This is a genomic window from Paenibacillus sp. ISL-20, assembly GCF_018613005.1.
GTDB lineage: Bacteria > Bacillota > Bacilli > Paenibacillales > Paenibacillaceae > Paenibacillus_AQ.
In genome coordinates this window covers 52114-73935 of the sequence record NZ_JAGGRD010000037.1, presented here as the reverse complement: position 1 = coordinate 73935, position 21822 = coordinate 52114, and the positions used below count along the sequence as shown (strand labels likewise).

The window sequence follows — 21822 nt, the reverse complement described above, 5'->3', positions numbered from 1 at the left end:
CTCATACTTTCACAAGCAAAGGAGATTTCATGATGTTTAATGTTCTTGTTGTTGACGATGAGTCCGTTCAAAGAGAAGGCATTAAGGATTTGATCTCTCAGTACCGCTTTCCCTTTCAAGTACTGGAAGCCGAGAACGGAATGAGCGCGGAGCGGATTCTGGTGGAAAATGCGATTGATATCCTCATCACCGACGTCAGAATGCCTCTGATGGACGGACTTGCGCTAAGCAAACAAGCCCGAAAGATGCAGCAGGATCTAAAGATTGTCATTTGCAGCGGCTATGACGAATTTGAATATGCCCGCAGCGCCATTCGCCTGGGCGTGGTGAATTATCTGCTTAAGCCGCTTGTCAGGGAAGAGTTTCTGGAAGTGATGGAGGATATTACGCAGATCAGTCCTTATGGGGGGGATCTTGAGCAGGAGACGGTGGAATCCAAGGTTATCCGGCAGGTCAAGGATTATGTGAAGGATCATCATCAGCGGGACATTTCGTTGTCGGATGCAGCCCATGATGTATATCTGTCGCCGGGGTATTTGAGCATTTTATTCAAGAAGGAGACTGGGGAGAACTTCTCGAAGTATTTGACCGATTACCGCTTGCGGCGGGCAAGTCATCTGCTCCAGAATTCCAATATGAAAGTCAATGATATCGCCGGAGCGGTGGGCATCGATAACCATTCCTATTTTGCCAAGCTGTTCAAAAGCAAGTTCGGCGTGAGTCCGATACAGTATAGAGAGTGCGGGGTGCTCCATGATCGGGTGGATCAAGAACAAGTTCAATGATATCAGGTTCCGCAACAAGCTGCTGCTGTCCCACTTGGTGATTGCACTCATTCCCATTCTTCTGCTCGGGCTGCTCTCCTTCATTCAGTCCTACCGCATTCAGATGAAGGAACTGCGGAGCGAGGCCGAAGCCAGCCTGGAGCAGGTGGCGAACATTATGGATTACAAGATTAACCGGTACAATACGCTGAGCGAGTTCATGGTGCTGAATCGGGATTTATCCCAAATTTTCATTAAGGATTACGAAGAGAACTATTTTAATATGTACCTGGATTTCCGTGACATTCTGGAGCCGTTAATCTCGAACATCCGGCTGATGGACGAGGATATTGAGACCATTACCTTTTATACCTCCGGTGAGCTGCTGGGGATTCGCGACAATATTTTGCCGATCGGGGATCTTAAGAGCAAGTCTTGGTACGATGGATTTCGGGGCAGGCGCTGGATTGTGGACGGGGAAAAGCTTTATCTCGTTCAGGAGCTGATCAGCAATCCGAAGGACAGCAATTTCATGGTCATTTCCATTCAGCATGACAGCATCTTTGCAGACCTGGACAAGCTGTCGGAGCATGTGGCGGTTCATATCGAGGATGCTGAGCAGCGGGTGATATTCAAGGAAAGCAAGGCGCCGGATGCATCTGCCGGTTTGGAGGATGGGGAGCCGAGCGGGCTAAGCCTAAGCCGATCACTCGCTAACAACGGCTGGACGGTTCACTACCATTTGCTGAACACGAATGCGTACGCCAACGCGCTTGGTATTTTTCAAATTACGTTGTTTGTCATGATCCTCAGCTTGATCATTACCTTCCTGCTCATTTATGTGATCTCCAACAATTTCACGCGCAGAATTATCCATATCAAGAACAAGGTAGACAAGGTGGAGCAGAACAATCTGGATGTCATTATCCAAAGCTCGTCCAGGGATGAATTCGGTGAGCTGACCAACGGCATCGGCAAAATGCTGAAACGGATTAACAGCCTTATCTCCCAGGTGTATCAAGCGGAAATCGCCAAGAGGGAAAGCGAATATAACAAGCTGATCAATCAGATTAATCCGCACTTTCTATACAACACCCTCTCCTTTATCAGGTGGAGGGCCGAGAAGAAGGCGGATATCGAAACGAGTTATATGGTATCGGCATTGGCCCGGTTCTATAGAACGACGCTGAATCAGGGGAGGCATATGGCAACGATCAAGGATGAGGTGCAGCACATCAAGGCTTACCTGGATTTGCAGCTTATTATGAATGATGGGCGGTTTGATGTGGATTATCATATTGACGAGAGAGTGCTACACACCGAGGTCATCCATTTTATTCTGCAGCCGATTGTGGAGAATGCCATCAAACACGGATTTGTGGAGGCAGGAGGGGCACATTACCAAATCCACATTGGGGTCAGCCAGGTCGAAGGGGGAATTAAACTAATCGTCAGCGATAACGGGGTGGGCATGACTCCCGTGCAGGCGGCGAGGCTGCTGGCCGGAGAGACCGAGGGCTGCGGCGTTCGGAACGTGAATGACCGGATCAAGCTGTATTACGGACAGGATTACGGACTCGATATTCATAGTGAGTCAGGCAGCGGAACGGAAGTATCGATGGTCATTCCAGCCTCCTGAACAGCGTAGGTTATTCCGTCCATAGCATTGGTAATGAAAGCGGTGTGCTGAGGCAGCCGCTTTTTTTTGTAGTTTGAAGTGGAGAACAAGAAGGTCATGAAAAAAGTGATACATATCCAAAAAATGTTGCATATACGCCAATTTTGAAAACGCATACAATTTGATTATCAACCAAAACGAGAAAAAAAGGGGATGACAGGATGAACAAACGCAGAAAGATGGCTTGTCTGCTGCTCAGCTGTATGATGCTGGTCGTATTCAGCGGCTGCGGCGGGGGCAAGAGTGATAACGCGCAGCCGGAAATTTCAGAGCAGGATTATGAGCCTTACGGAAAATATGAGACGCCGGTGGAATTTACGATCGGCCGGAATACCAATCATGTGAACAACCTGCCACCAGGCGATACGATTGAGGACAATTTGGCTACCCGATACGTGGAGGACCGGGTGAATGTGAAAGCCAAGGTGGCTTGGGAGACGGATGATATGGATCAGAAGCTCTCGCTATCGATGACAACGGGCGATCTGCCGGACGTTATGCTGGTCAGCCGCGATATTTTCAACCAACTGGTGGATAATGACCTGATTGCCGATATGACGGAGGTGTACGAGAAGACCGCATCCGACGGGGTCAAGAATATCTACGCTTCCTATGGCGACTTGCTGCTGAACCAGGTGAAGGTCGACGGTAAAATCATGGGCCTTCCGATGACGAATATCGGCAACCAGCACCAGCTGCTGTGGGTTCGGAAGGACTGGGTGGATAAGGTCGGCGCGAAGATGCCGGAATCCGTCGAGGATGTATGGAACCTCGCCAGAACATTCGTGGAGCAGGACGCCTCGGGAACAGGCAAGACGGTCGGAATGGTGATGGATTCCAATGCCATGAACTTTACGCCGGTTTTCGCTGCGCATGGCGCCTTTCCGATGAACTGGATCGAAAAGGACGGCCAGGTTGTATATGGTTCGGTCCAGCCCGAGATGAAGCAAGCGCTGACGGAGCTGAGCGCCATGTACAAGGAAGGTTTGATTGATAAACAGTTCGCCGTCCGGTCGAATGAAGAGAAGGAAGCGCTTGTGATCAACGGTCAGGTAGGCATGCTGTTTAATCCATGGTGGATCGGCTACACCAACTACAAGGACTCGATCAAGCAAGATCCCGATGCTGTCTGGGTTGCCGTATCGGCACCGGTAGACGACAACGGCAAATTCAAAACGATCCGTCAGGATCCGGTGGGCGGCGGTATCGTCGTGGTGAAGAAGGATTTTGCCCATCCCGAAGCGATCATGAAGTCGGTCAATCTGACTACGGATTTCCTGTACTCCTTAACGGATGATGCAATTAACTACAAGAAAGAGCATCCGGACGAGATGCTGACCGATGCCAGTCGTTGGAACAATGATCCGACGCAAATTCCGATGCAAGTGGATTATGACGACGTGTTGAAGCGTTATTACGACGATCTGATGAAGGCGGATCAATCCGGGGATGCTTCGGCCGTTCAGGAGGACAGGGTGGTATCCTTCAAGGCATATCAGGAGTTTAAGGAGAAAGGCAATGCCGTCGATGTGAACACCTATGGCGAATACCTCTCCCGTATCGAGGGTCAACGCGAAGCGAACAATCCGAATCTGGAAGTGATTCCTGCCGGCTTCTACGGAACCACCGAGACGATGAAGCTGAAGTGGGCCAACCTCCAAAAGCTCGAAGAAGAGACGATATTGAAAATCATCATGGGCCAAGCCCCCGTTGATGAACTCGATAAGTTTGTGGACACCTGGAAGCGTACCGGCGGCGATGAGATTACGGAAGAGGTCAACCAGATGAGCAGCAGATAAGGAAAGCATGAGCCTTGGCGCGGAGGGCTATTGGTGGTCATCCGCGGGGGCTTTTCATTCGATAAGGCCTGTCCTGACAGGGACATGATGGAGGTGGAGCGGACGATGGCGCAAGTGGAAACAACCGTCAATTCAGAGCGGGAAGTTCGATACCGGAGGAAAAAGAAACGAAGAACCTTTGACGAAATGACCTATCATGCGATGCTGCTGCCCGGCATGGTCATGCTGTTCATTTTCTCGATTGTGCCGATGTTCGGGGTGGTCATGGCTTTTCAAAAGTTCATCCCCGCGAAAGGGATATTCGGCTCCGCATGGGCAGGACTCGACAATTTCACGTATATGTTTCAACTGCCGGATGCCAAACAGATTTTTGTGAATACGCTGGTCATCGCGGTCGGGAAGATTGTTCTCGGATTGATTGTACCGATCGTGTTCGCCCTGCTGCTTAATGAGGTGCGTCTGAAGCTCTTCAAAAGCACGATTCAAACCATCGTGTATTTGCCGCATTTTATGTCATGGGTGGTCTTGGGTACGATGCTGACCATGATCTTTTCCTTTGACGGCATGATTAACAATTTCCTTGAGCTTCTGGGGCTGGAGCGGATCATGTTTCTGGCAAGCAACGACTGGTTCAGGCCGCTGCTCATCGTGACGGATACCTGGAAGGAATTCGGATACGGGACGATTGTGTATTTGGCTGCGTTGACGGCGATTAACCCGGCTTTGTATGAATCGGCCGCAATGGACGGCGCAAGCCGCTGGAAGCAGACGCTGAATATCACGCTGCCGGGCATGTTTCCGACGATCATCCTGCTGGGCACGCTGAGTCTCGGCAATGTGCTGAATGCAGGATTTGACCAGGTGTTCAACCTGTATAATCCGCTGGTATATGAGACAGGTGATATTATCGATACGTTTGTGTACCGCATGGGTCTGATCAATATGCAGTATTCGTTCGCAACGGCGATCGGACTGATGAAATCGGTCATCAGCTTTATTCTGATCGTTATATCCTACAGGCTGGCCTCGAGGTATGCGGGGTACAGGATTTTCTAGGAGGGTTAGCATGATTCAATCCAAAACGCTGGGCTCAAGGCTATCCCGCCTGATGATTATGCTCGCGCTCGTTCTGATTACATTTGTGTCGCTGGCCCCCATCGTCAATACGATTATGGTGTCTGTCAGCAGCAGCACGGCTGTTAATGCTGGCAAGGTTTACTTTTTTCCGGTGGAGCTGAATTTCTCATCCTACGGGCAGATACTGAATGACACGAAGTTTTGGAAGGCGTTTCTAATATCCGTGGAACGGGTGCTGCTTGGGGGCGCGATCAACATGATATTGACCATCCTCATGGCCTATCCATTGTCGCGGAGCGTCACGCAGTTCCGATCGAGAAACAAATATATGTGGATTATCGTGTTTACGATGCTCTTCAGCGGCGGGATCGTTCCCTGGTATATGGTGATCAGCAAGCTGGGGTTGATCAACAGCATCTGGGCACTGGTTCTGCCGGGTGCGGTTCCTGTCTTCAACGTGATTCTCCTGATGAACTTCTTCAAGGGCATTCCGAAGGAGCTGGAGGAGGCCGCATTCATTGATGGTGCCGGTCCGTTGAAAATCCTGCTCAAGATCTTTATCCCGATTTCCATGCCCAGTCTGGCAACCATTACCCTGTTTGTTATCGTCGGTCACTGGAACAACTTCTTTGACGGAATCATCCTGATCAATGACAGCGAAAAAATACCGCTTCAAACCTATCTGCAGCAGCTCAGTCTGACGCGCGACCAGATGCAGAATCTCTCGGTGGAACAGCTGCAGCAATTCAATAAAATTTCCAACACGACCCTGAACTCAGCCAAAATTCTGGTTTCCATGATTCCAATTCTGCTCATCTATCCGTTTCTGCAGCGTTACTTAATCCACGGAATCGTTCTGGGGGCCGTGAAGGAATAGAACAGCTCAGCCGGTCAGGCATATTAGCGTGCTCTGCTTGAGCGGGTACATCCAGTACCGGCGGCAAATGGAATAGGTAGTCGACAGAGAACAGCGCCTCCAGCATGAGTCTTTCCGGCGAAAGACTATGCGGCGCTGTTTTGTCATGGTTGGGACTGTTCAGATTGTTTTTATTTGTAAGCAGTATCCGTTCAACATGGACAATTTGAATATATCATGTTATATTGTTATATAAATTAGTAGGTTTTGGAGTACCGTTGGAGGGATATCAATTTGAAAGATGCAGCTTCCACGAAGCCGATGTATGAACAAATTTTTAATGAGATGAAGCGAAAGATCTCAACCCATATTTTTCGGATAGGCGATAAAGTCCCTTCGGAGAAGGAACTCGCGGATGAATACGGAGTTAGTCGAATCACAAGCAAAAAAGCATTGGATCTGCTGGCGGCCGAAGGCGTGATTGTACGCAAGCCGGGCAAGGGATCGTTCGTAGCTGATCCGGATGAGCCTGTGGTACACAGGGAACCTCTCTCCTCAGAGAGCACAGATGCTGCAGCGGCCAGCCGGGAGAAGATGATCGGGCTCGTCATTACAGACTTTTCTTCAAGCTATGGAACGCGTCTTATCTACAGCATGGAGCAGTATTCGAGGGACAATGACTGTTTTCTGGTACTGCGCAGAACATTTGGAGACCAGGATAATGAGGAATTATCCATTCAGAAGCTGCGTAATCTCGGCGTGAACGGACTCATCGTATTTCCCGCTCAGGGGGAATATTTCAATGCCGAAATATTGAAGATGGTGATTTCCCGTTTCCCGCTTGTTCTGATTGATCGCAAGCTGAAGGGAGTCGCAGCGGCTTCCATCAGTACAGATAATCTTGGGGCAGCCGTGCAGGCGGTGGAGCATTTATTCGATTTGGGTCACCGTCATATTTCTCTGCTGTCTCCTCCGCCGAGAGATACGACAGCGGTTGAAGAACGGATTGAAGGGTTCGTGCAGGCTCATGCCGCCCGGGGCATCGCGTTTGATAAGGAAATCTGGATTAGCGACGTGACGGCCACTTTGCCCAATGCCTTCCACGAGAGCAATATTGAACGCGAAATCCAGCGGATCGTGCAGCATTTGCAGGATCACCCGTCGATTACGGCCTTTTTTGCGATCGAATATAACATTGCTTTGCTAGCCAAGGTTGCGGCAGAGCGCCTCGGTCTGCGGGTGCCGGAGGACGTATCCATCATATGCTTCGACAGTCCGCAGCTAAATATCGGTGAGGGTTATTTGTTTACCCATATGCGGCAGAACGAGGAAGAGATGGGCAGGCTGGCGATCGAGACGGTATTGGGCATCATGAATCACGATGATGTAGCCGTTGAGAAGCGATTGCCGGCGGAATTGGTGGTTGGAGCATCTACCGGGCCTGTAAAGAAATAACCAGCAAACTTTGTCTAAACTTCTGTGCGGTGACGCGCAGCCACATATGCATGTATAGCACGATATAACGTAATCCACCTGATACCGCTATATCGCGGAATTGAATTTTGATTTCGAAGACGATGCGTGATCGAGCACGGAATGGAATCGAACCGGATTAGGGGAAGAACAAATACAAACCATGCGCTCATGAATAGGTGAGTGCATGGTTTGTTTGTACTTCTTCTGAATGAATGATGGATTAGATCTGATGTGGAGATCGCTGGAATCTGATATAACATTTGAAATTTTTTTATATGTTGACATATTAACTAGAGGGTTGAAAGGAATTAAACGACTGTAGGTTATACTATCCACTTAATTGCGCGTAAACTATTTTGTTTTGCAGAACTATCCATATAAATCTCAAGCTTTCGTCTAAATCATATGTCATTATTTCTCGGGAAATAGCAGTTGTTAGCGAAATAACCGAAATAAATCGTAGCTCCGTTAAATAATTCCACCAAATGGGACTGTTGGATCAACATTCTAGGGGGATACCCATGAACCATGATCGCTTCACATTTCTTTTAGGAACTCATTCTTATAGAGGTTGTTCAAAAAGTCCGCTTTTGATCACGAAGCGAATCAGGAAGCAGCTCGGCATTGAATCTTGAATTCAGCCGGGCCTTCCGGTGCTCACGTACCCAAAACGTACGCTCCGCTCCTGACGTCCCTAGCTTCATCCAACTGAAGCGTTTTGAAAAAACGCACATCGGAAGCATAAGCTTCGGTGCTGAAAATCGACCTTTTTGAACACGCACTTATAGCACCATTGGTACTTCCATTTCTAGTCTTCTACTTCAATATCGCTCAAATGAATAGCTCTTGTATGCTTGGTAGGATTCCAATTTACGTTCTTCATTGTAATGAGTGACCAAAGGAACAGTGGTACATAAGTTAGATTGAAGAAGTACAGGTATGCATAGCTCCGGAAGAGGTTTACTTTATTTTTCGAATCGAGAAACTGTGCGTATCCTACGTAAATGAATTGGAATAACAAGCATATCATCCAAATTTGCCAAGGAATCAAATGATGAGCATCTAATAAGTCGGTAGCCATGGATATGAAAATAAGGAGACCAGTTGCAGCACTTAGAACAATCTTGCCAGGATTAATAAGGTACATAAAACCATCAAAAGCTTTGAAGTCTAGCTTGCTAATGAATCTCCAAATTAATCTGTGAGCGTATTTAAAGCAAACATCCCAATGCCCTCTTGCCCATCGGAGACGTTGAATGCAGGAAGACTTGAAACTTTCCGGCTTCTCATCGTACACGCGCGCAAAGTGACACCATTTAGCTGGTACTCCTTCAAGCAAACACTGCATCGTGAACTCAAGGTCTTCTGTTAAGGAACGAGCGGTCCAACCGATGGTTTTGAACAGAGTTATGTCTACGCAGAACCCAGTTCCACCGATCGCGTTTCCTAAGCCTAATCTGGACTTAGCAAGCTGCCAAGAGCGGTTCATGAAAACGTAGCTTACAGAGTAACCTATTGTCACCCAGTTGTCATTGGGATTCTTAGAATCCAGGTAACATTGTATTAATTGATCCCCGTTCAACAAGTGGTTATTCATTTCCCTTAAATAGTTCAACGAGACCAGGTTGTCGGCATCGAAGAAGGCGATACCGTCAAAATCATCGATTAACCTATCTCCATACTGCTCAATGGCGTATTTGATTCCATAAGGCTTCCCCTTTTGGTCTCCTGGCAGGTAGGTATGTTCAATAACAACAGCACCAAGTTTTCTAGCGATTTCACTTGTATTATCCATACATCCATCAGCAATAACGCACACTTCATAGAGTTCCCTCGGGTAGTCCATTTTATGAAGATTCTCGACAAGGTGTCCGATAACCGCTTCTTCGTTGTGCGCAGGAATCATGAGAAGAAATCTTTTCAAAGGTTCATATTCTTTGAGTCTCTTTGGTTTTCCAAAGCCAAAGAGACTGATGAGCATCCAATATGCCCAGAAGAATAGTAGGAGGCATTGAATTAAGGTTAATCCAACACCAAATACATACTCAAAACTCATTACTTGCTCAACCCTTTTTACTGAAATTTTTATATATAAAAGGCTATTCCATAGTATGTATAGGTTTCATCTACGTCAAGTAGAGTCTTGTTTCAGAATTCTTAAATCCGGATAAAAAAGGCAACCCCATTCGCCCCGTGTGACGATGAGATTGCCTTTGCCTTGGTTACAATTAATCGAACTTGATCACACCCGTGGTATGAAGCAGCACCAAAAATACGAGTACTGGCGCGATATAACGGAGCATGAACAGCCATACCCGGAACCAGCCGGCTTTCAGGCCAGCGGCATCTGCCGCCTTCTTCCAGAAGTATCCTGCAAAGAGAGTGGTGATCAGACCCCCGACCGGAAGCAGAATATTGGATGTGATGAAATCCAGCCAATCGAAGAAGTTTTTGCCCCCGATATCGGAAAGCCCAGGTACGATGCCGAATGACAACGCCGAGGGTAGACCGACCAGCATAACCAGCGCGCTAATGACGATTACGGCTTTTGTACGTCCCCAATGCCAGCGGTCCATGACATACGAGGTTGGGACCTCCAGCAATGAGACGGAGGAGGTTAAGGCCGCGATGGCTAGAAGAATGAAGAACAATCCCCCGAAAAAAGAACCCAGTGGCATGGCTGAGAAGGCAGCCGGTAAGGCAATGAAGACAAGAGAAGGTCCGGCATTCGGCTCAATCCCGAAGGAAGCGGTTGTCGGGAATATAATGAGCCCGGCAATAAACGCGTAAATCAGGTCACCCGCGCCGATGGCAAGGGTTGCCGGACCTAGCGATTGCCGCTTATCCACATAAGCGCCGTAGGTCAACAGAATCCCCATCCCCAGCGAAAGGGAGAAGAAGGCATGTCCCAGCGCGACCAGCGCCGCTTCCGGGCTTAGCTTCGAGAAGTCAGGATTCAAGAAGAAGGATACGCCCGCGCCGGCTCCTGGCAAGGTTACCGCACGGATCATTAGTACAATCAACAGAATGATCAGGCCCGGAATCAGAACCTTGTTGAATTTTTCGATCCCTCCGGAAATTCCTTTGGCTACAACCCATCCGGTAATAATAATAGCGGCGAATTGCCATATAATCGGCATGTAGCCTTCCGTAAACGTAGTAAATTGACCACCGAAATCGGTATTGTTGTACAGATTGCCGCTAAATGACATGACCGCATAATGTAGCGTCCAGCCTGCCACAATAACATAGAAGGTCAGAATGAGAAACGGTGCAATGACCTGGAGCAATCCAAGATGACCGAAGATTTTCGGTCCGCCCGCTTTAACGAAGGAAGTTGCAGCACTCCCACGGCCAGCTCGTCCGATGGCAAGCTCGGCCAACAGGACGGGCAGACCGATCACGATGAGACAGATTATAAAGAGCAGGAAGAAAGCTGCGCCGCCGTGTTCTCCCGTAATGTAAGGAAACTTCCACATGTTTCCGAGGCCGACAGAGCTCCCGATCGCGGCCAGAATAAATCCAGCAGAGGAAAAACGATCATTTTTCCCCGTTGAAGCTGGGTTGTTGAGCTGAGATTTCATAGATGTTCCCCCAGTTAATTAAAGTTAAGTTCCTCTATTATATTTCAAGTTCTGCCAGAAAGGCATAAGTAATTTTTCCTAAGGGATGAGGACTTGCTTTTTTTATTATGCTGCGAACACAAAGGTTTCAATACTAACAATAACCACGATTTGTAAATAAATAAACCTTAAACACCAAGTTTAAGGAAATGAAGAGACTTTGGGTAGGGAAAAAATCACAAATTCAACCTTCCGGAGGTGGAAGTTGGCGGGGGTTGACAAATATCTTATGTTGTTATATCTTTATATTAAGATAAATTAAAATCATATGGAAAAGAGGGATATCATGATCAAAAGCTTAACCCGGATTAATGAATTGGCTAAAAAACAGCGGGAGGGCGTGCTCACTGCCGCGGAAAAAGCCGAACAGCAAGTTTTGCGCACGGACTATCTGCGTGAAATTCGCGGACAGGTTCTAAGCACCTTCTCGGGATTAAGCATCGTGGATCCCGACGGAAACGACGTGACACCTGAGAAACTTCGTCATGAGCAGAAGAAGCTAAGAGAATAGTAAATTGCCGTTACTGTATAACGCCTTTACACAGTATGGTGAACATAATAAAACAAAGAAGGGGTCGCCATGTCATGGCGATCCCTTCTTTGTTTTAAACACAGTTGCGTAGGGCGTCTCTATCCAAACCGCTCCGTCTTGTACCACTTGGACTCCCTGCCCGTGATTTTATCCACGACCAAGGAGTAGAAGGCCTTGACGGAAATGAAGAGGAACAACTGAGCGTAGGTGAAGTACGACACGCAGGAGAGAATGAAGTTGCGTGTGTGGCTCTGGCCAATGTCCGCTGCGAGCGCCAGGTTAATCTGCAGGACGTAGATGTAATACATTAAGGCCCAAGCTATGATGAGATACATATACACATCACCCTCAAACCGGAAAGGGGAGGCGACGGCCGGGTTAAACAGGGCGATGATCTGATACACAATGTTGGCGACAAAAATAATATCCGAGATGATAATGGCAATCATAAACCAGAAGTAACTGGCCGCGTAATACAGCACATGCAGCTTAATGCGCCAACTTGTCCGATCAAACAGATGGTGAATATTGTCTGTGACAACGCTGTAGTTGCCTTTGGCCCAGCGTTCGCGCTGTTTCATGTAGACCTTCAGATCCTCGGGCTCCTGCTGATAAGCTTCGGCTTGCGGAGCCAGCGCAATAAGCTGCCCTCTCGTCAGGATCTCGAACGAAATCGCGGTATCTTCCGTGATCGCATGCTCATCCCATCCGCCGATGTCCTGAATGAGCGCGGTTTTCACGATAAAGTTCGTGCCCGGAATGGTGCCCAGCTTAAATAGCTGCCATAATCCAGTGTGATGCACGCGCTGTATGGTCACCAGCTCCAGATTGATGCAGCGGGACAGAAAATTCTGTCCGCGGTTTCGGGCCTTGTTGCGGCCGAAGACAGCCCCGTAGCGTTCAGGCTGCTCCATCGCCTTCTGCGTCAGGAACAACAGCGCGTTTTTTTCAGGTGCGGCATCCGCGTCGTAGACACAGATCCATTCGCCTGTTGCCTGCTTAAGCGCGTCGTTCAGGGCGCCTGATTTGCCCCCGGTTCCGGTTCTCTCCAGAATAAGAAAGTCGCGGTCCAGGTAACGTTCATTGGCTTTCAGCGCCCTTAAGCGCTCGGCCGTATGATCCTTGCAATTGTCGGCGATGACAATCACCTGCATTTTGTGATGCGGATAATTCATCTCCAGAATGTGCTCTACTGTTGCCTGGATGACCAATTCCTCGTTATGCGCGGGCACCATGACCGACACGGTAGGAAAATCCTCCAGACTGCTTGGATTCACCAGCTTCTGCCGGCTTTGTTTATGAATGAACACGATGGCCCCGGCCATAATAATGATCGATTCCAGTACGGCAATCCATATACTGATAATGGAGATGACCAGGAAAAAGTCAGTCACTGAACTTCCCCCGATCGTATTTTCGTTTGACTTTCGAACGGAAGCTTAAGGTGGCAATCGTCAGAATAATGATGGCTATGGAGAACACGATGCTGACCCCGATGCACAGAGGGATAAACCAGTTGGTATACGACATCGGCTGAAAGCCTCCTTTTTATTGATGATGGTAATTTAACTTAGTTAAATATATTCCCCGATGAGGTCGGTTTCGGTATTTCGTTCTAATGCGGAGATGACGTCATCGATATTTTCATATCGGCTAAATTGCTCCTTCTGAAATACGAGGCCGCCGGCGCGGACCACAAGCTTGAGGGACATGCCTTTCTTGTCACGGAAGGGGACGTTCATCATGGCGACTTTGATGCGCTCCATAAGGCTTTTGAGATATTCCGGCTTGGTGAGCGGGCACAGAATGATAAAGCGTCCTTCTCCAATGGAGAATTTATAGTCCTCATAACGAATCTGCTTCTGAATCGTGCTCGACAGTTCCATGATCAGCTTGGCAAAACGGTGTGATCCGACAGACTCCCTAGTCAGGGGGAGAAAATCGAGCTTAAACATCATGATGCAGAAACTGTACTGATCCGAATAGCGATTGGCCAGATTGGCTTGTTTCACCAGCGTATCTGCGAAAGCATCCTTGCTGCCAAGGGAGGTGTCGATGTCGATATCCGGGTTGGTTTTCCTCAATTGCTCGAGACGCCTTATGAACCTTCGGCTTCGCACCAGAGCTAGCTTGATGAAGATAGCAATGGTGGTATTGGCGGGCAGCAGCAGAATCCAGGAGAGTGTGAGTGCATTGACCGGGGCCAGAGTGGACAACCATACGAAATAAGTGACCAAATACACAAACACCGTAACCGTCGAAACGCCTACCGGAAGAAAGAAGCCGATCAATAAGGCGCCCAGTGTACCGACGCTGAACAGGAATTCCGTGAAAGTAAAACTTTGGTTTACATAGATGTTCCAGAATATGAACAACTGCTGGACCATGGCGAGAGCAATCAGCAGAAAATAACCGAGTTCGACGCGACGTAAAGGGGTGGACTTTTTCATGTTTTACCTACTTTCTAATCTCTTAAACCTTTTATCGCAGTAGTTAGGCCATTCCAATGTTATTTAAAAATTACCCAAATGTCGATAGATTTATCGAACGTTGACATAATCTACACATTGGATAACGAATTTAAAGTCCACTGACCCTGGAATTCTCCTTTCAACTGACCCTTACGGAAATCTTGGCATATGGGGTAGAGTAGACAATAACGTCTTCATGATGTCACAGGTGGTATATCCCGTTTGTCTTATAAGTGGTGTAGCTTTCATGCTAGAGAATATACAGAATAAGAAGGTGTGCCTGATGTTATTGGATCAAATCTATACCGAATACAAGCCGATGATGTTCGGCCTGGCCTATCGGATGCTGGGGAGTGTGGCGGATGCGGAGGACATTGTGCAGGATGTTTTTTCCCAATTCGTGCAGATGGATCGAGGAGAAGTACTGAATGAGAAGGCATATTTGGCCAAAATGACAACGAACCGCTGCATCAACCTGTTGAAATCGTCCAGACGCCAGCGCGAAACGTATACTGGTCCCTGGCTGCCTGAGCCGATACCGGACTATGACATGCTGAAGTGGTCCGATCCTGCGGAACGCCGCGAAACGATTGGTTATGCCTACCTGGTGCTGCTTCAACGGTTAACGCCGCTGGAACGTGCCATTTATATCGCCAAGGATACGCTGGGTCTTGAATATCAGGTCATAGCGGAGATGCTTGAAAAGACGGAGATCAGCTGCCGCAAGACCTTCAGCCGCGCCAAGCAGAAAATGGGGCAGGTCACGGAGAGGCCTAAGGGAGAAAACGTCCGGACGGAAACGCAGGAACGCTTCGTTGAAGCATTCCTGCGGGCGTCCGATATGGGCAATTTTAAGCCGCTGTTGTCTTTCCTGAAGGAGGAGGTTACGCTGCTATCGGATGGGGGCGGCAAAGCGAGGGCAGCCATCAATCCGATATTGGGCGTTGAACGGGTACGTGCTTTCTTCGAGGGATTATCTGCCAAAGGCTCGTTTCGGGAAGGGTTTGAGCCTGTCTCCGTAAACGGAGAGCCTGGCTTATTGCTGAGGCGGGACGGTAGGGTCTCCATGGTGCTGACGGTAGAGTGGGAACCCGATCTATCCCGCATCCGTCGGATTTTTCTTGTGGTGAATCCGGATAAATTACAGCTGTTTAATCAAAACAGCCCGGGAACAGCCCTGTAGCGACACCGATCCGGTTCCAGGCATTGATCGTCGTGATCGCCATGACCAGATCGACGAATTGCTTCTCGTCAAAATGCTTGCGGACGCGTTCGTATACATCTGCAGGAACGCCGGCCTCGGACAGCTTGGTCACGCACTCCGTCAATTCGATGATGGCCCGTTCTTCGTCGGAATATATCGGGACTTCCCGCCACATCGGCAGAAGGAGGAGGCGATCCACGCTTTCGCCCATGGAGAGCAGATCCTTGGAATGCATATCCACGCAGTAGGAGCAGCCGTTGATCTGGGATGCCCGGAGCTTAATGATTTCGTACAGCCTGTGATCGAGTCCGCTTTTTTGGGCCGCTTGCTCCAGGGCAAGCAGGGTTTTGAAGGCTTCGGGATTGGCCGACCGGTAATTCATTCGCAGTTCCATGTTCAGTTCCCCTTTTTGGTATGATTTTTGATATTCACCCATATGACAGTTCGCGGTGCAGAATTGTGACATGTCCAAAGGAAAAAAGAAAGAAACCCTTCAAAGGTAGAGAACGAAAGACCGAAAAGGGACTGCGCTTCTTGGCAGAAGCGCCGTTCCGGGCAGCATTCATGTTCATCCAGAGGGTTTCTTTGTCATTTATAACGTTTTATATGTTATTTTTCGGCCTTAAGCGGAATGCGTAATACATCGTCTCGCTTATGAGTGGCATACTTCGAAATATACACCTCAAGCTCGGTCTTGTCGAAATTCTCATACACGTCCATATGTTTATTGTTGTCATCGCCGAACAGGCTAGTCATGGCTGGCATTCCATAGTTCCGGTCGTTGCCTTCAAGATAATAGGTTTGGTTAACGCCTCCGAACGCCGGATCTGCGCTGGAGGATTCCACATAGAGGTTATTCTCCTTCATGTAATAGATCCATGTGATCGGATAACCCGCAATGCTGGTCGTTATGGTCTGATGCTTAGCCGAAATATCGGTCAAGCGGATCGGACTCTTGTCTCCATCATATGCATCGACGCGGTGCTTGGTGATCAGGGACACAGGCTGGTTCGCCAGGGAGGCCGCATTCAGTCCGGTCATTTCAAATCGCAGCTCCGTTTTATTGTGTTGTCCCTGAACAGACCATATATTTCCGTTCAATAGCGTTCCGCCTATATCCAGTTGGTATTCCATGTAAGGAACCTGCGTGTATTTTTCTTCATGGGTCAGGATCAGCCGGACTTGGGTTGGCGTAATGATCATTTCATGGATCTTCGTTCCGCCAGGAAGCTGATCAACAGGGATATTTAGCGTTTCTTTAAACGTTCCATTGTCCATTTGTTTCTTGGACAGGGCCATATCTGAGCTCCAAGTACCCTTTGCGGTTTCAAGTGTGCGATCATAAGTAAGCTGGAAAGCAGTTCCTTCTGCAAGCAAATGGTCGGACTTGAATATTTGCTGATTTATAAATTCTCCAGCTGCACCTGGGGTTCCATTAAAGGAAGGCTCGGTTTCCTTGATAATCTCACGCTTGTCATTGATGGCCTCTACTCGCACCCAGCCTCTACTGCTCATCTCGGGATCCGTATACGTAATGGCCGTTCGAAGCAGGACATTTCCATCGGATTGATCGAATGACTGCAAGCTCACGCTGTCAATGCCATCTTTCTGGATAGGGAATCCCTGTGTATTGGGGTTACTAGGGTCGTAGTTGAGGGACTGTGTGCCATCGCCGGTAAAATGGATATTCTCCATGGCAAACTCAATATTCGCTGTCTGGCCGTCAGCGACCCAATCGGTTTCAAAATACCCCTGGAATACGCCTAGCTCCTCATTCCACTGATGGGAATAACGGCCCTCGATGGAATGGCCCTCCTTATCTTTAAGCCCAATATGATCAAAGGCTAATTGCTCACCAGCCCGTGAGCCGGGATTCAAACTATAGAGCAGGAATGTCCGGTTCTCATCGATAAACGCCGTGTGCACCGTTAAGGTGATGCCGTCCCTCGTAACGGATTGTTCAATCGTCTGGCCAAGCCCCTGCTCCAATGCGGACTGGATACCGGCCCTGTAAGATAGAAGATTGGACCAATCATAGTTCAGGGCTGCATAGACCGGCGTTGCCATCAAGGCGACGGATATCCCCGTGATGATCGCAATCCGTTTTCGTCTGCGCGGACGAAGCGGAACCGATTCACCCCCGGCCACCTTCAATTCGTTCTGCTGAATGCTGCTCCACATGCGGTCAAAATCAGGATAAGACACGTTATTCGTTGTTTTCATCTGGTCCTTCAGACTGTTCTCAAAACGTTCCAAATTGTTTCTCTCCCTTCAGCCAAAAGCCGTTATTCTGTTCGAGCTTTTTTCGCATGATTTTCAATGCTTTGTGAAGCCTTGATTTAACCGTCCCGACGGGAATCTTCAGCGTTTCGGCAATTTCCGCCATCGACATCTCACCGATATAGCGGAGTGTGACAACGGCCATCAGCTTGTCCGGAAGCTGCCGCAGCAGTTTCTCCCATTCCGCCGCCGCTGCTTTTTCCAATACGATGGCGTCTACGGATTTAACCGATGCCGCGGTCTGCTCGTGGAGCCACTCGACCTGGCTTTGCTTGTCACGCTGGGTCTGATTTCTTCTAAGCAAGTTCAGGCAATGATTCATCGCGATGCGCATGATCCAGGCACGTGTATGCTCAACGCTTCTCCAATCCTGACGAAATACGGTGACAAATACGTCGTGGCAGAGATCTTCCGCATCTTGCGCGTTCCGCAGCATGTAGTAGCAGGTACGGTACACATCTTTGTTGTAAGTATCGAATAACTCGCGTTCCGTCAATCCAAGGCACTCCTTTCTTCGCGTTATGTCTACTAAACAAATGACCCTTGGAAAGGGTTCATCTTTTTTTGCTTCCGTAATGCAGCGAAGGTCTGAGTCCGTCTCCGTAACTGTTAATTGATTTCATTCTAACAAAAAAGAACATCTGCCCCACGATATAAAAAGAAGGGCAGATGTTCTATGAATATCTGTAAGTTTAGAAGCCGCTGACAGGCTCGTTAGAACCATCGATTAAGCATATTACAGAAGGTTATCACTGGATCGCTGGCATCTTAGGCTATGCGGAACCAGCTGATTTGCACTTCGCCTTTAATGATAAGGAAGACGTCGGCTCGTCCAGTTAATCCTGTCAGTTGAGCTTGAACCGTAGTCCAGGCTTGGCGTCCGCCGGTCGGCAGAATCTTGCAGCTTCCGGCAGCAGGACCATCGGGGCTGCCGGTCGTAATGGCGATTTCGCCGCCCTTAATATGCCCGCTCACCCTGGCTTCGAACGTTACCGAAGCGTCGCCGAGATCCACGTCATGGAAAGCGATCCATCCCGTTTCTTGCAAACAGCCCGCCATTCTCTTCCGAAGATAAGGCGATATATTTGCGGCTAACAGCAGAACGAAGACGTACCTGGTCTAATCCCGTATGAAAATGGACGCTGCGTTCCCCCATTTTCTCCTGCACGCCCTGAAGCGGCGTTATCCGGTATGGAGGCGTACCGCTGTACCAATCCGTAAATGCTTCGTTAGCCAGGGGACCGATGACAGCAGCGGACTTCAACTGATCACGCTTAAGGGGCAGTAATTCATCGTTTTTCAGGAGGACGATCGATTCCCGGGCGGCTCGAAGAGATAATTCGGCATGCTCGGGCGCGCATAGCTTCGACTCCGGCACATGGCTGTAAGGATTCCGTTCTTCCGGATCGAATTCGCCGAGACGGAACCGGACACGGAAGGAATTGCGGAGGGCGTGATTGAGATCCTGCTCTTCCAATAACCCTTGCTCCAATGCGTCACGGAGAGCGCGGAAGGAGATGTCCTGGTCGTCGGTGATGCTGTCGATTCCGGCTTTAACGGAGCCGGCCACAGCCTCTGCATAGGACGATACATATTGATGGTCCATGACAGTGCCGAGAACGTCACCCGCGTCCCCTACCACGAATCCGTCCATGCCCCATTCCCGTTTGACGATGTCGTTTACTTCATGGTTCAGGTTGCACGGCGTCCCGTTGATGCCGTTATACGCAGTCATCATGGAACCGGCTTTCCCTTTCCGGAACGGTGCCTCGAAAGCCTTCAGATAATACTCGCGTTTGTTTCTGGGATCGATGCTTACCGAGGCGCTGCCGCGGTCAACTTCGTTGTTATTGCCGTAGAAGTGCTTCAGGGTAGCTACCGTTTTGTAGTAGAAGGGATGGTCTCCCTGCATGCCCTTTACAAGCCCGGTGGAGAGTTCCCCGGTTAGGTGCGGGTCTTCCCCGTAGGCTTCTTCCGTGCGTCCCCAGCGAGGGTCCCGTTCCAGATCCACCGTGGGCGCCCAGATGGTCAGTCCGTTGATGGCCCGGTCGCGCTGGTAATAGACGCGGGCTTCCTCCGCGATGACCGATCCGATCTCCCGCATCAGCTCGGGATTCCAGGTACACGCAAGCCCGGTATTTTGCGGGAACACGGTCGCTTCGCCTAGCCATGCCACGCCGTGAGCCCCTTCGGTGCCATGCTTATATTTTTGCAGGCCGAGGCGGGGGATTTCCGACTGGTATTGGCACATTAATTCAATTTTCTCGTCCAAGGTCAATCGGGATACAAGATCTTTAACCCGTTCTTCCAACGGAAGATCCGGATTCTGGAATGGATATTTCATGGAGCAAAACCTCATTTCTATGCATAGTTGGAATGAAAACGCTCTCAGTTATACATGCGATAAGTTCATGCTTCTCTTAAAACGGTTAGTACAATTCCATCATAGCTTGCTAAGGGGAGTCGTAATACACCGAGAATTAGCGCAATTTTCATGTAAAAATTTCGATTCCTTCAGGACAGCTGATTTGACGATTTCATCGCCTCCGCTGGTAACCTGGTGTTTGATGATTGGGAAGAAGGTCAGGGAAGCTGAAGGATGAACGGGTTGCCGGTGATCTCCCTGTAACCCAGTTATTAGATCAAGCGTTTAGATTAATGAATGAAATGAATGGAGGAAACGAAAGAGAGGAGTGATTTTATTCCAAGAGAAAAGAAAATCATAATTACAATAGCAGTGGTGCTCCTAGCAGCTACTATGGCGATTATTTATTATTCTGTTCGATTGCCTTCTACAAGCGTCATTGCCCATTCTACTAAAATAGAAAAGATCTCTTTTCTATACCTGAAAGGAACTAACATGACACCTTACCTCATCGAATTCGAAGACCAAAATGAAGAGCTTAATCAATGGATGAGCATTTTTGACTCCGTGTCGTATACGAGGTCGCCGAGATCGTTTTTCAGCAAAAACATAAGAAATGATGGGGGGCCTACGTTTGCATTCATTATTTTTTACCGTGATCGTGATGGAGAAATAAATGATTATTTTTTGGATATCAATCAAAAAGGTTATGTTCTAAGGGGAGGAAAGAAAATATATAAAATGGTTGATCGGGAAGAGGAGGTCTTTGATCAGCTCTCCACATGGCTGTTTGAAAAGGCTGTTAGAATGCCAGTAACTTAAAAACTGAAAGAAATGAACCACGGAATAGAACGAGGGATTTATGAAACCTCTACGATGAAAGGGATGCTTAAGCGCCTCCGTTTCTTCGTGAGAGGTTTCTGTTTTCTTTCGTCCGTTACATTCTGCAAATCTCTTTGGGGCAGTCCTCGCAGTGGCAGATATTCCGTAAATAGTCGGGATCATTGAGAACGATGCGTCCCCGTTCGGTAGAAATCACGCCTAGATCCTTAAGCTCATTCAATATCCGGTTAACGCTTTCACGGGTGGAACCAATCATCTCCGCCATTTCCAAATTCGTAATCCGCTTGCCAATGATGGATCGCCCATCCTTGATTGTCCCACTCGTGCCGTACATATTGTACAGTCGCAGCAGCAGTGAGCACAGAGCGCCGGATTTACCATGCAGCAGAAGGTCGCGTAATTTGCTTTGCGCGGTGCGCTGCATGAGTGCCATCCAGCCCATATATTCCACGGCAAAGTCCCCGTTGGTGCGGATGACTTTATCCAGTTCGGCCTGCGGCACAATTCCGACTTCACTATCCTCCAAGGCTTTGGCTTCGAATTGATGAACGGCTCGTCCGAACGGATCGGGTTCACCGAACAGATCGCCGGGGATGTGAAGCGATAAGGTGGCCGACAATCCGTCTTCCAGCAGTTTGGATACCTTCAAGCTTCCACGGTTTACAAAGTACAGCCGATCCGCAGGATCATTCTCCTGGTATAGATAATCACCGGCAAACAAACGGACAGGTTCGGCCATCTCCCGGATCAGAGCGAGATGCGGTTGTGAATAGACAGAGGAAGTACCCGCTGGAAACAACCCTCCATTCCATGTTTCGGACCTTGCAGCTCGATTCTGTTTCATACGATCTTCT

The 21822-nt window shown here is 48.7% G+C and carries 19 protein-coding genes and 1 pseudogene; 9 read left to right on the top strand and 11 right to left on the bottom strand.

The features are described from left to right. The first annotated feature begins 32 nt into the window (after positions 1-32). The 6 genes from J7E85_RS22625 (at position 33) to J7E85_RS22600 (ending at position 7629) form a co-directional block, all read left to right on the top strand. Entirely contained in the window at positions 33-785 is a 753-nt protein-coding gene (locus J7E85_RS22625; protein ID WP_251035957.1) for a response regulator transcription factor, read from the top strand. Continuing rightward, positions 754-2403 (top strand): sensor histidine kinase, encoded by a 1650-nt coding sequence (locus tag J7E85_RS22620; protein WP_215161729.1) that lies wholly within the window; start codon positions 754-756, stop codon positions 2401-2403. Before J7E85_RS22625 ends, J7E85_RS22620 begins: the two co-directional genes overlap by 32 nt. Positions 2404-2603: 200 nt before the next feature. Further along, a complete protein-coding gene (locus J7E85_RS22615; protein WP_215161727.1) occupies positions 2604-4241 on the top strand; it encodes a type 2 periplasmic-binding domain-containing protein in 1638 nt (545 codons plus the stop codon). A 105-nt stretch (positions 4242-4346) separates the two neighbouring features. Beyond that, positions 4347-5297, top strand: coding sequence for an ABC transporter permease subunit (locus J7E85_RS22610; protein ID WP_215161784.1), 951 nt, complete (start codon positions 4347-4349; stop codon positions 5295-5297). Between the two features lie 10 nt (positions 5298-5307). Beyond that, complete coding sequence (locus J7E85_RS22605; RefSeq protein WP_076322487.1) at positions 5308-6195, top strand: carbohydrate ABC transporter permease; 888 nt, start codon at positions 5308-5310, stop codon at positions 6193-6195. Positions 6196-6468: 273 nt separating this feature from the next. Next, positions 6469-7629 carry a GntR family transcriptional regulator gene (locus J7E85_RS22600; protein WP_215161725.1) on the top strand — a complete coding sequence of 387 codons (1161 nt, stop codon included), beginning with the start codon at positions 6469-6471 and terminating at the stop codon, positions 7627-7629. An 829-nt stretch (positions 7630-8458) separates the two neighbouring features. On the opposite strand, the gene J7E85_RS22595 is transcribed toward J7E85_RS22600, so the two are convergent. Together J7E85_RS22595 and J7E85_RS22590 are read right to left on the bottom strand one after the other, a co-directional pair. After that, on the bottom strand, positions 8459-9706 hold the full coding sequence (locus J7E85_RS22595) for a glycosyltransferase family 2 protein (RefSeq protein ID WP_215161723.1): 1248 nt from the start codon (positions 9704-9706) through the stop codon (positions 8459-8461). A gap of 172 nt (positions 9707-9878) precedes the next feature. After that, positions 9879-11234: a sodium-dependent transporter gene (locus tag J7E85_RS22590; protein WP_215161721.1), complete on the bottom strand. Its 1356-nt coding sequence runs from the start codon at positions 11232-11234 to the stop codon at positions 9879-9881. A gap of 325 nt (positions 11235-11559) precedes the next feature. Between J7E85_RS22590 and J7E85_RS22585 the strand changes: the two genes are divergently transcribed. After that, positions 11560-11784, top strand: a complete 225-nt coding sequence (locus J7E85_RS22585) for a DUF896 domain-containing protein (RefSeq protein ID WP_098741537.1) — start codon at positions 11560-11562, stop codon at positions 11782-11784. Positions 11785-11903: 119 nt separating this feature from the next. On the opposite strand, the gene J7E85_RS22580 is transcribed toward J7E85_RS22585, so the two are convergent. From J7E85_RS22580 to J7E85_RS22570, 3 genes are read right to left on the bottom strand one after another with little or no spacing between them, the layout of a single operon-like run. Continuing rightward, the gene (locus tag J7E85_RS22580; RefSeq protein ID WP_215161719.1) at positions 11904-13199 is read right to left on the bottom strand and encodes a glycosyltransferase family 2 protein; all 1296 of its coding nucleotides are present in this window, start codon (positions 13197-13199) and stop codon (positions 11904-11906) included. Continuing rightward, entirely contained in the window at positions 13192-13335 is a 144-nt protein-coding gene (locus J7E85_RS22575; RefSeq protein WP_202618850.1) for a hypothetical protein, read from the bottom strand. Before J7E85_RS22575 ends, J7E85_RS22580 begins: the two co-directional genes overlap by 8 nt. 44 nt (positions 13336-13379) lie before the next feature. Further along, positions 13380-14255: a GGDEF domain-containing protein gene (locus tag J7E85_RS22570; RefSeq protein ID WP_215161717.1), complete on the bottom strand. Its 876-nt coding sequence runs from the start codon at positions 14253-14255 to the stop codon at positions 13380-13382. A gap of 304 nt (positions 14256-14559) precedes the next feature. Here J7E85_RS22570 and J7E85_RS22565 point away from each other — a divergent pair, with 304 nt between their 5' ends. Beyond that, on the top strand, positions 14560-15459 hold the full coding sequence (locus tag J7E85_RS22565; RefSeq protein WP_215161715.1) for a sigma-70 family RNA polymerase sigma factor: 900 nt from the start codon (positions 14560-14562) through the stop codon (positions 15457-15459). Here J7E85_RS22565 and J7E85_RS22560 read toward each other — a convergent pair. The 5 genes and pseudogenes from J7E85_RS22560 to J7E85_RS22545 form a co-directional block, all read right to left on the bottom strand. After that, positions 15428-15874 carry a carboxymuconolactone decarboxylase family protein gene (locus J7E85_RS22560; RefSeq protein WP_215161713.1) on the bottom strand — a complete coding sequence of 149 codons (447 nt, stop codon included), beginning with the start codon at positions 15872-15874 and terminating at the stop codon, positions 15428-15430. The genes J7E85_RS22565 and J7E85_RS22560 overlap by 32 nt on opposite strands. Before the next feature lie 215 nt (positions 15875-16089). Next, positions 16090-17736: a DUF4179 domain-containing protein gene (locus J7E85_RS22555; protein WP_215161711.1), complete on the bottom strand. Its 1647-nt coding sequence runs from the start codon at positions 17734-17736 to the stop codon at positions 16090-16092. Beyond that, complete coding sequence (locus tag J7E85_RS22550) at positions 17723-18256, bottom strand: RNA polymerase sigma factor (protein WP_215161709.1); 534 nt, start codon at positions 18254-18256, stop codon at positions 17723-17725. Before J7E85_RS22550 ends, J7E85_RS22555 begins: the two co-directional genes overlap by 14 nt. 272 nt (positions 18257-18528) lie before the next feature. Beyond that, on the bottom strand, positions 18529-18819 hold the full coding sequence (locus tag J7E85_RS34205; RefSeq protein ID WP_251035956.1) for a carbohydrate-binding protein: 291 nt from the start codon (positions 18817-18819) through the stop codon (positions 18529-18531). Next, positions 18803-20104, bottom strand: a pseudogene (locus J7E85_RS22545) (glycoside hydrolase family 3 protein); the annotation flags it as partial. The gene J7E85_RS34205 and the pseudogene J7E85_RS22545, both read right to left, overlap by 17 nt. 327 nt (positions 20105-20431) lie before the next feature. Here J7E85_RS22545 and J7E85_RS22540 point away from each other — a divergent pair. Then, on the top strand, positions 20432-20947 hold the full coding sequence (locus J7E85_RS22540; protein ID WP_215161707.1) for a hypothetical protein: 516 nt from the start codon (positions 20432-20434) through the stop codon (positions 20945-20947). Between the two features lie 115 nt (positions 20948-21062). Here the strand turns inward: J7E85_RS22540 and J7E85_RS22535 are convergent, their stop codons facing one another. After that, positions 21063-21812, bottom strand: a complete 750-nt coding sequence (locus J7E85_RS22535) for a Crp/Fnr family transcriptional regulator (RefSeq protein WP_215161705.1) — start codon at positions 21810-21812, stop codon at positions 21063-21065. Positions 21813-21822: the final 10 nt, after the last annotated feature.

Excerpts from the sequence above, each read along its gene's own strand:
- J7E85_RS22625 (WP_251035957.1), top strand. The coding sequence starts at position 33 with ATGTTTAATGTTCTTGTTGTTGACGATGAGTCCGTTCAAAGAGAAGGC.
- J7E85_RS22595 (WP_215161723.1), bottom strand. The coding sequence starts at position 9,706 with ATGAGTTTTGAGTATGTATTTGGTGTTGGATTAACCTTAATTCAATGC.
- J7E85_RS22605 (WP_076322487.1), top strand. The coding sequence starts at position 5,308 with ATGATTCAATCCAAAACGCTGGGCTCAAGGCTATCCCGCCTGATGATT.
- J7E85_RS22560 (WP_215161713.1), bottom strand. The coding sequence starts at position 15,874 with ATGGAACTGCGAATGAATTACCGGTCGGCCAATCCCGAAGCCTTCAAA.
- J7E85_RS22570 (WP_215161717.1), bottom strand. The coding sequence starts at position 14,255 with ATGAAAAAGTCCACCCCTTTACGTCGCGTCGAACTCGGTTATTTTCTG.
- J7E85_RS22575 (WP_202618850.1), bottom strand. The coding sequence starts at position 13,335 with ATGTCGTATACCAACTGGTTTATCCCTCTGTGCATCGGGGTCAGCATC.
- J7E85_RS22535 (WP_215161705.1), bottom strand. The coding sequence starts at position 21,812 with ATGAAACAGAATCGAGCTGCAAGGTCCGAAACATGGAATGGAGGGTTG.
- J7E85_RS34205 (WP_251035956.1), bottom strand. The coding sequence starts at position 18,819 with ATGGCGGGCTGTTTGCAAGAAACGGGATGGATCGCTTTCCATGACGTG.
- J7E85_RS22610 (WP_215161784.1), top strand. The coding sequence starts at position 4,347 with ATGGCGCAAGTGGAAACAACCGTCAATTCAGAGCGGGAAGTTCGATAC.
- J7E85_RS22565 (WP_215161715.1), top strand. The coding sequence starts at position 14,560 with ATGTTATTGGATCAAATCTATACCGAATACAAGCCGATGATGTTCGGC.
- J7E85_RS22590 (WP_215161721.1), bottom strand. The coding sequence starts at position 11,234 with ATGAAATCTCAGCTCAACAACCCAGCTTCAACGGGGAAAAATGATCGT.
- J7E85_RS22585 (WP_098741537.1), top strand. The coding sequence starts at position 11,560 with ATGATCAAAAGCTTAACCCGGATTAATGAATTGGCTAAAAAACAGCGG.
- J7E85_RS22615 (WP_215161727.1), top strand. The coding sequence starts at position 2,604 with ATGAACAAACGCAGAAAGATGGCTTGTCTGCTGCTCAGCTGTATGATG.
- J7E85_RS22620 (WP_215161729.1), top strand. The coding sequence starts at position 754 with ATGATCGGGTGGATCAAGAACAAGTTCAATGATATCAGGTTCCGCAAC.
- J7E85_RS22540 (WP_215161707.1), top strand. The coding sequence starts at position 20,432 with ATGGAGGAAACGAAAGAGAGGAGTGATTTTATTCCAAGAGAAAAGAAA.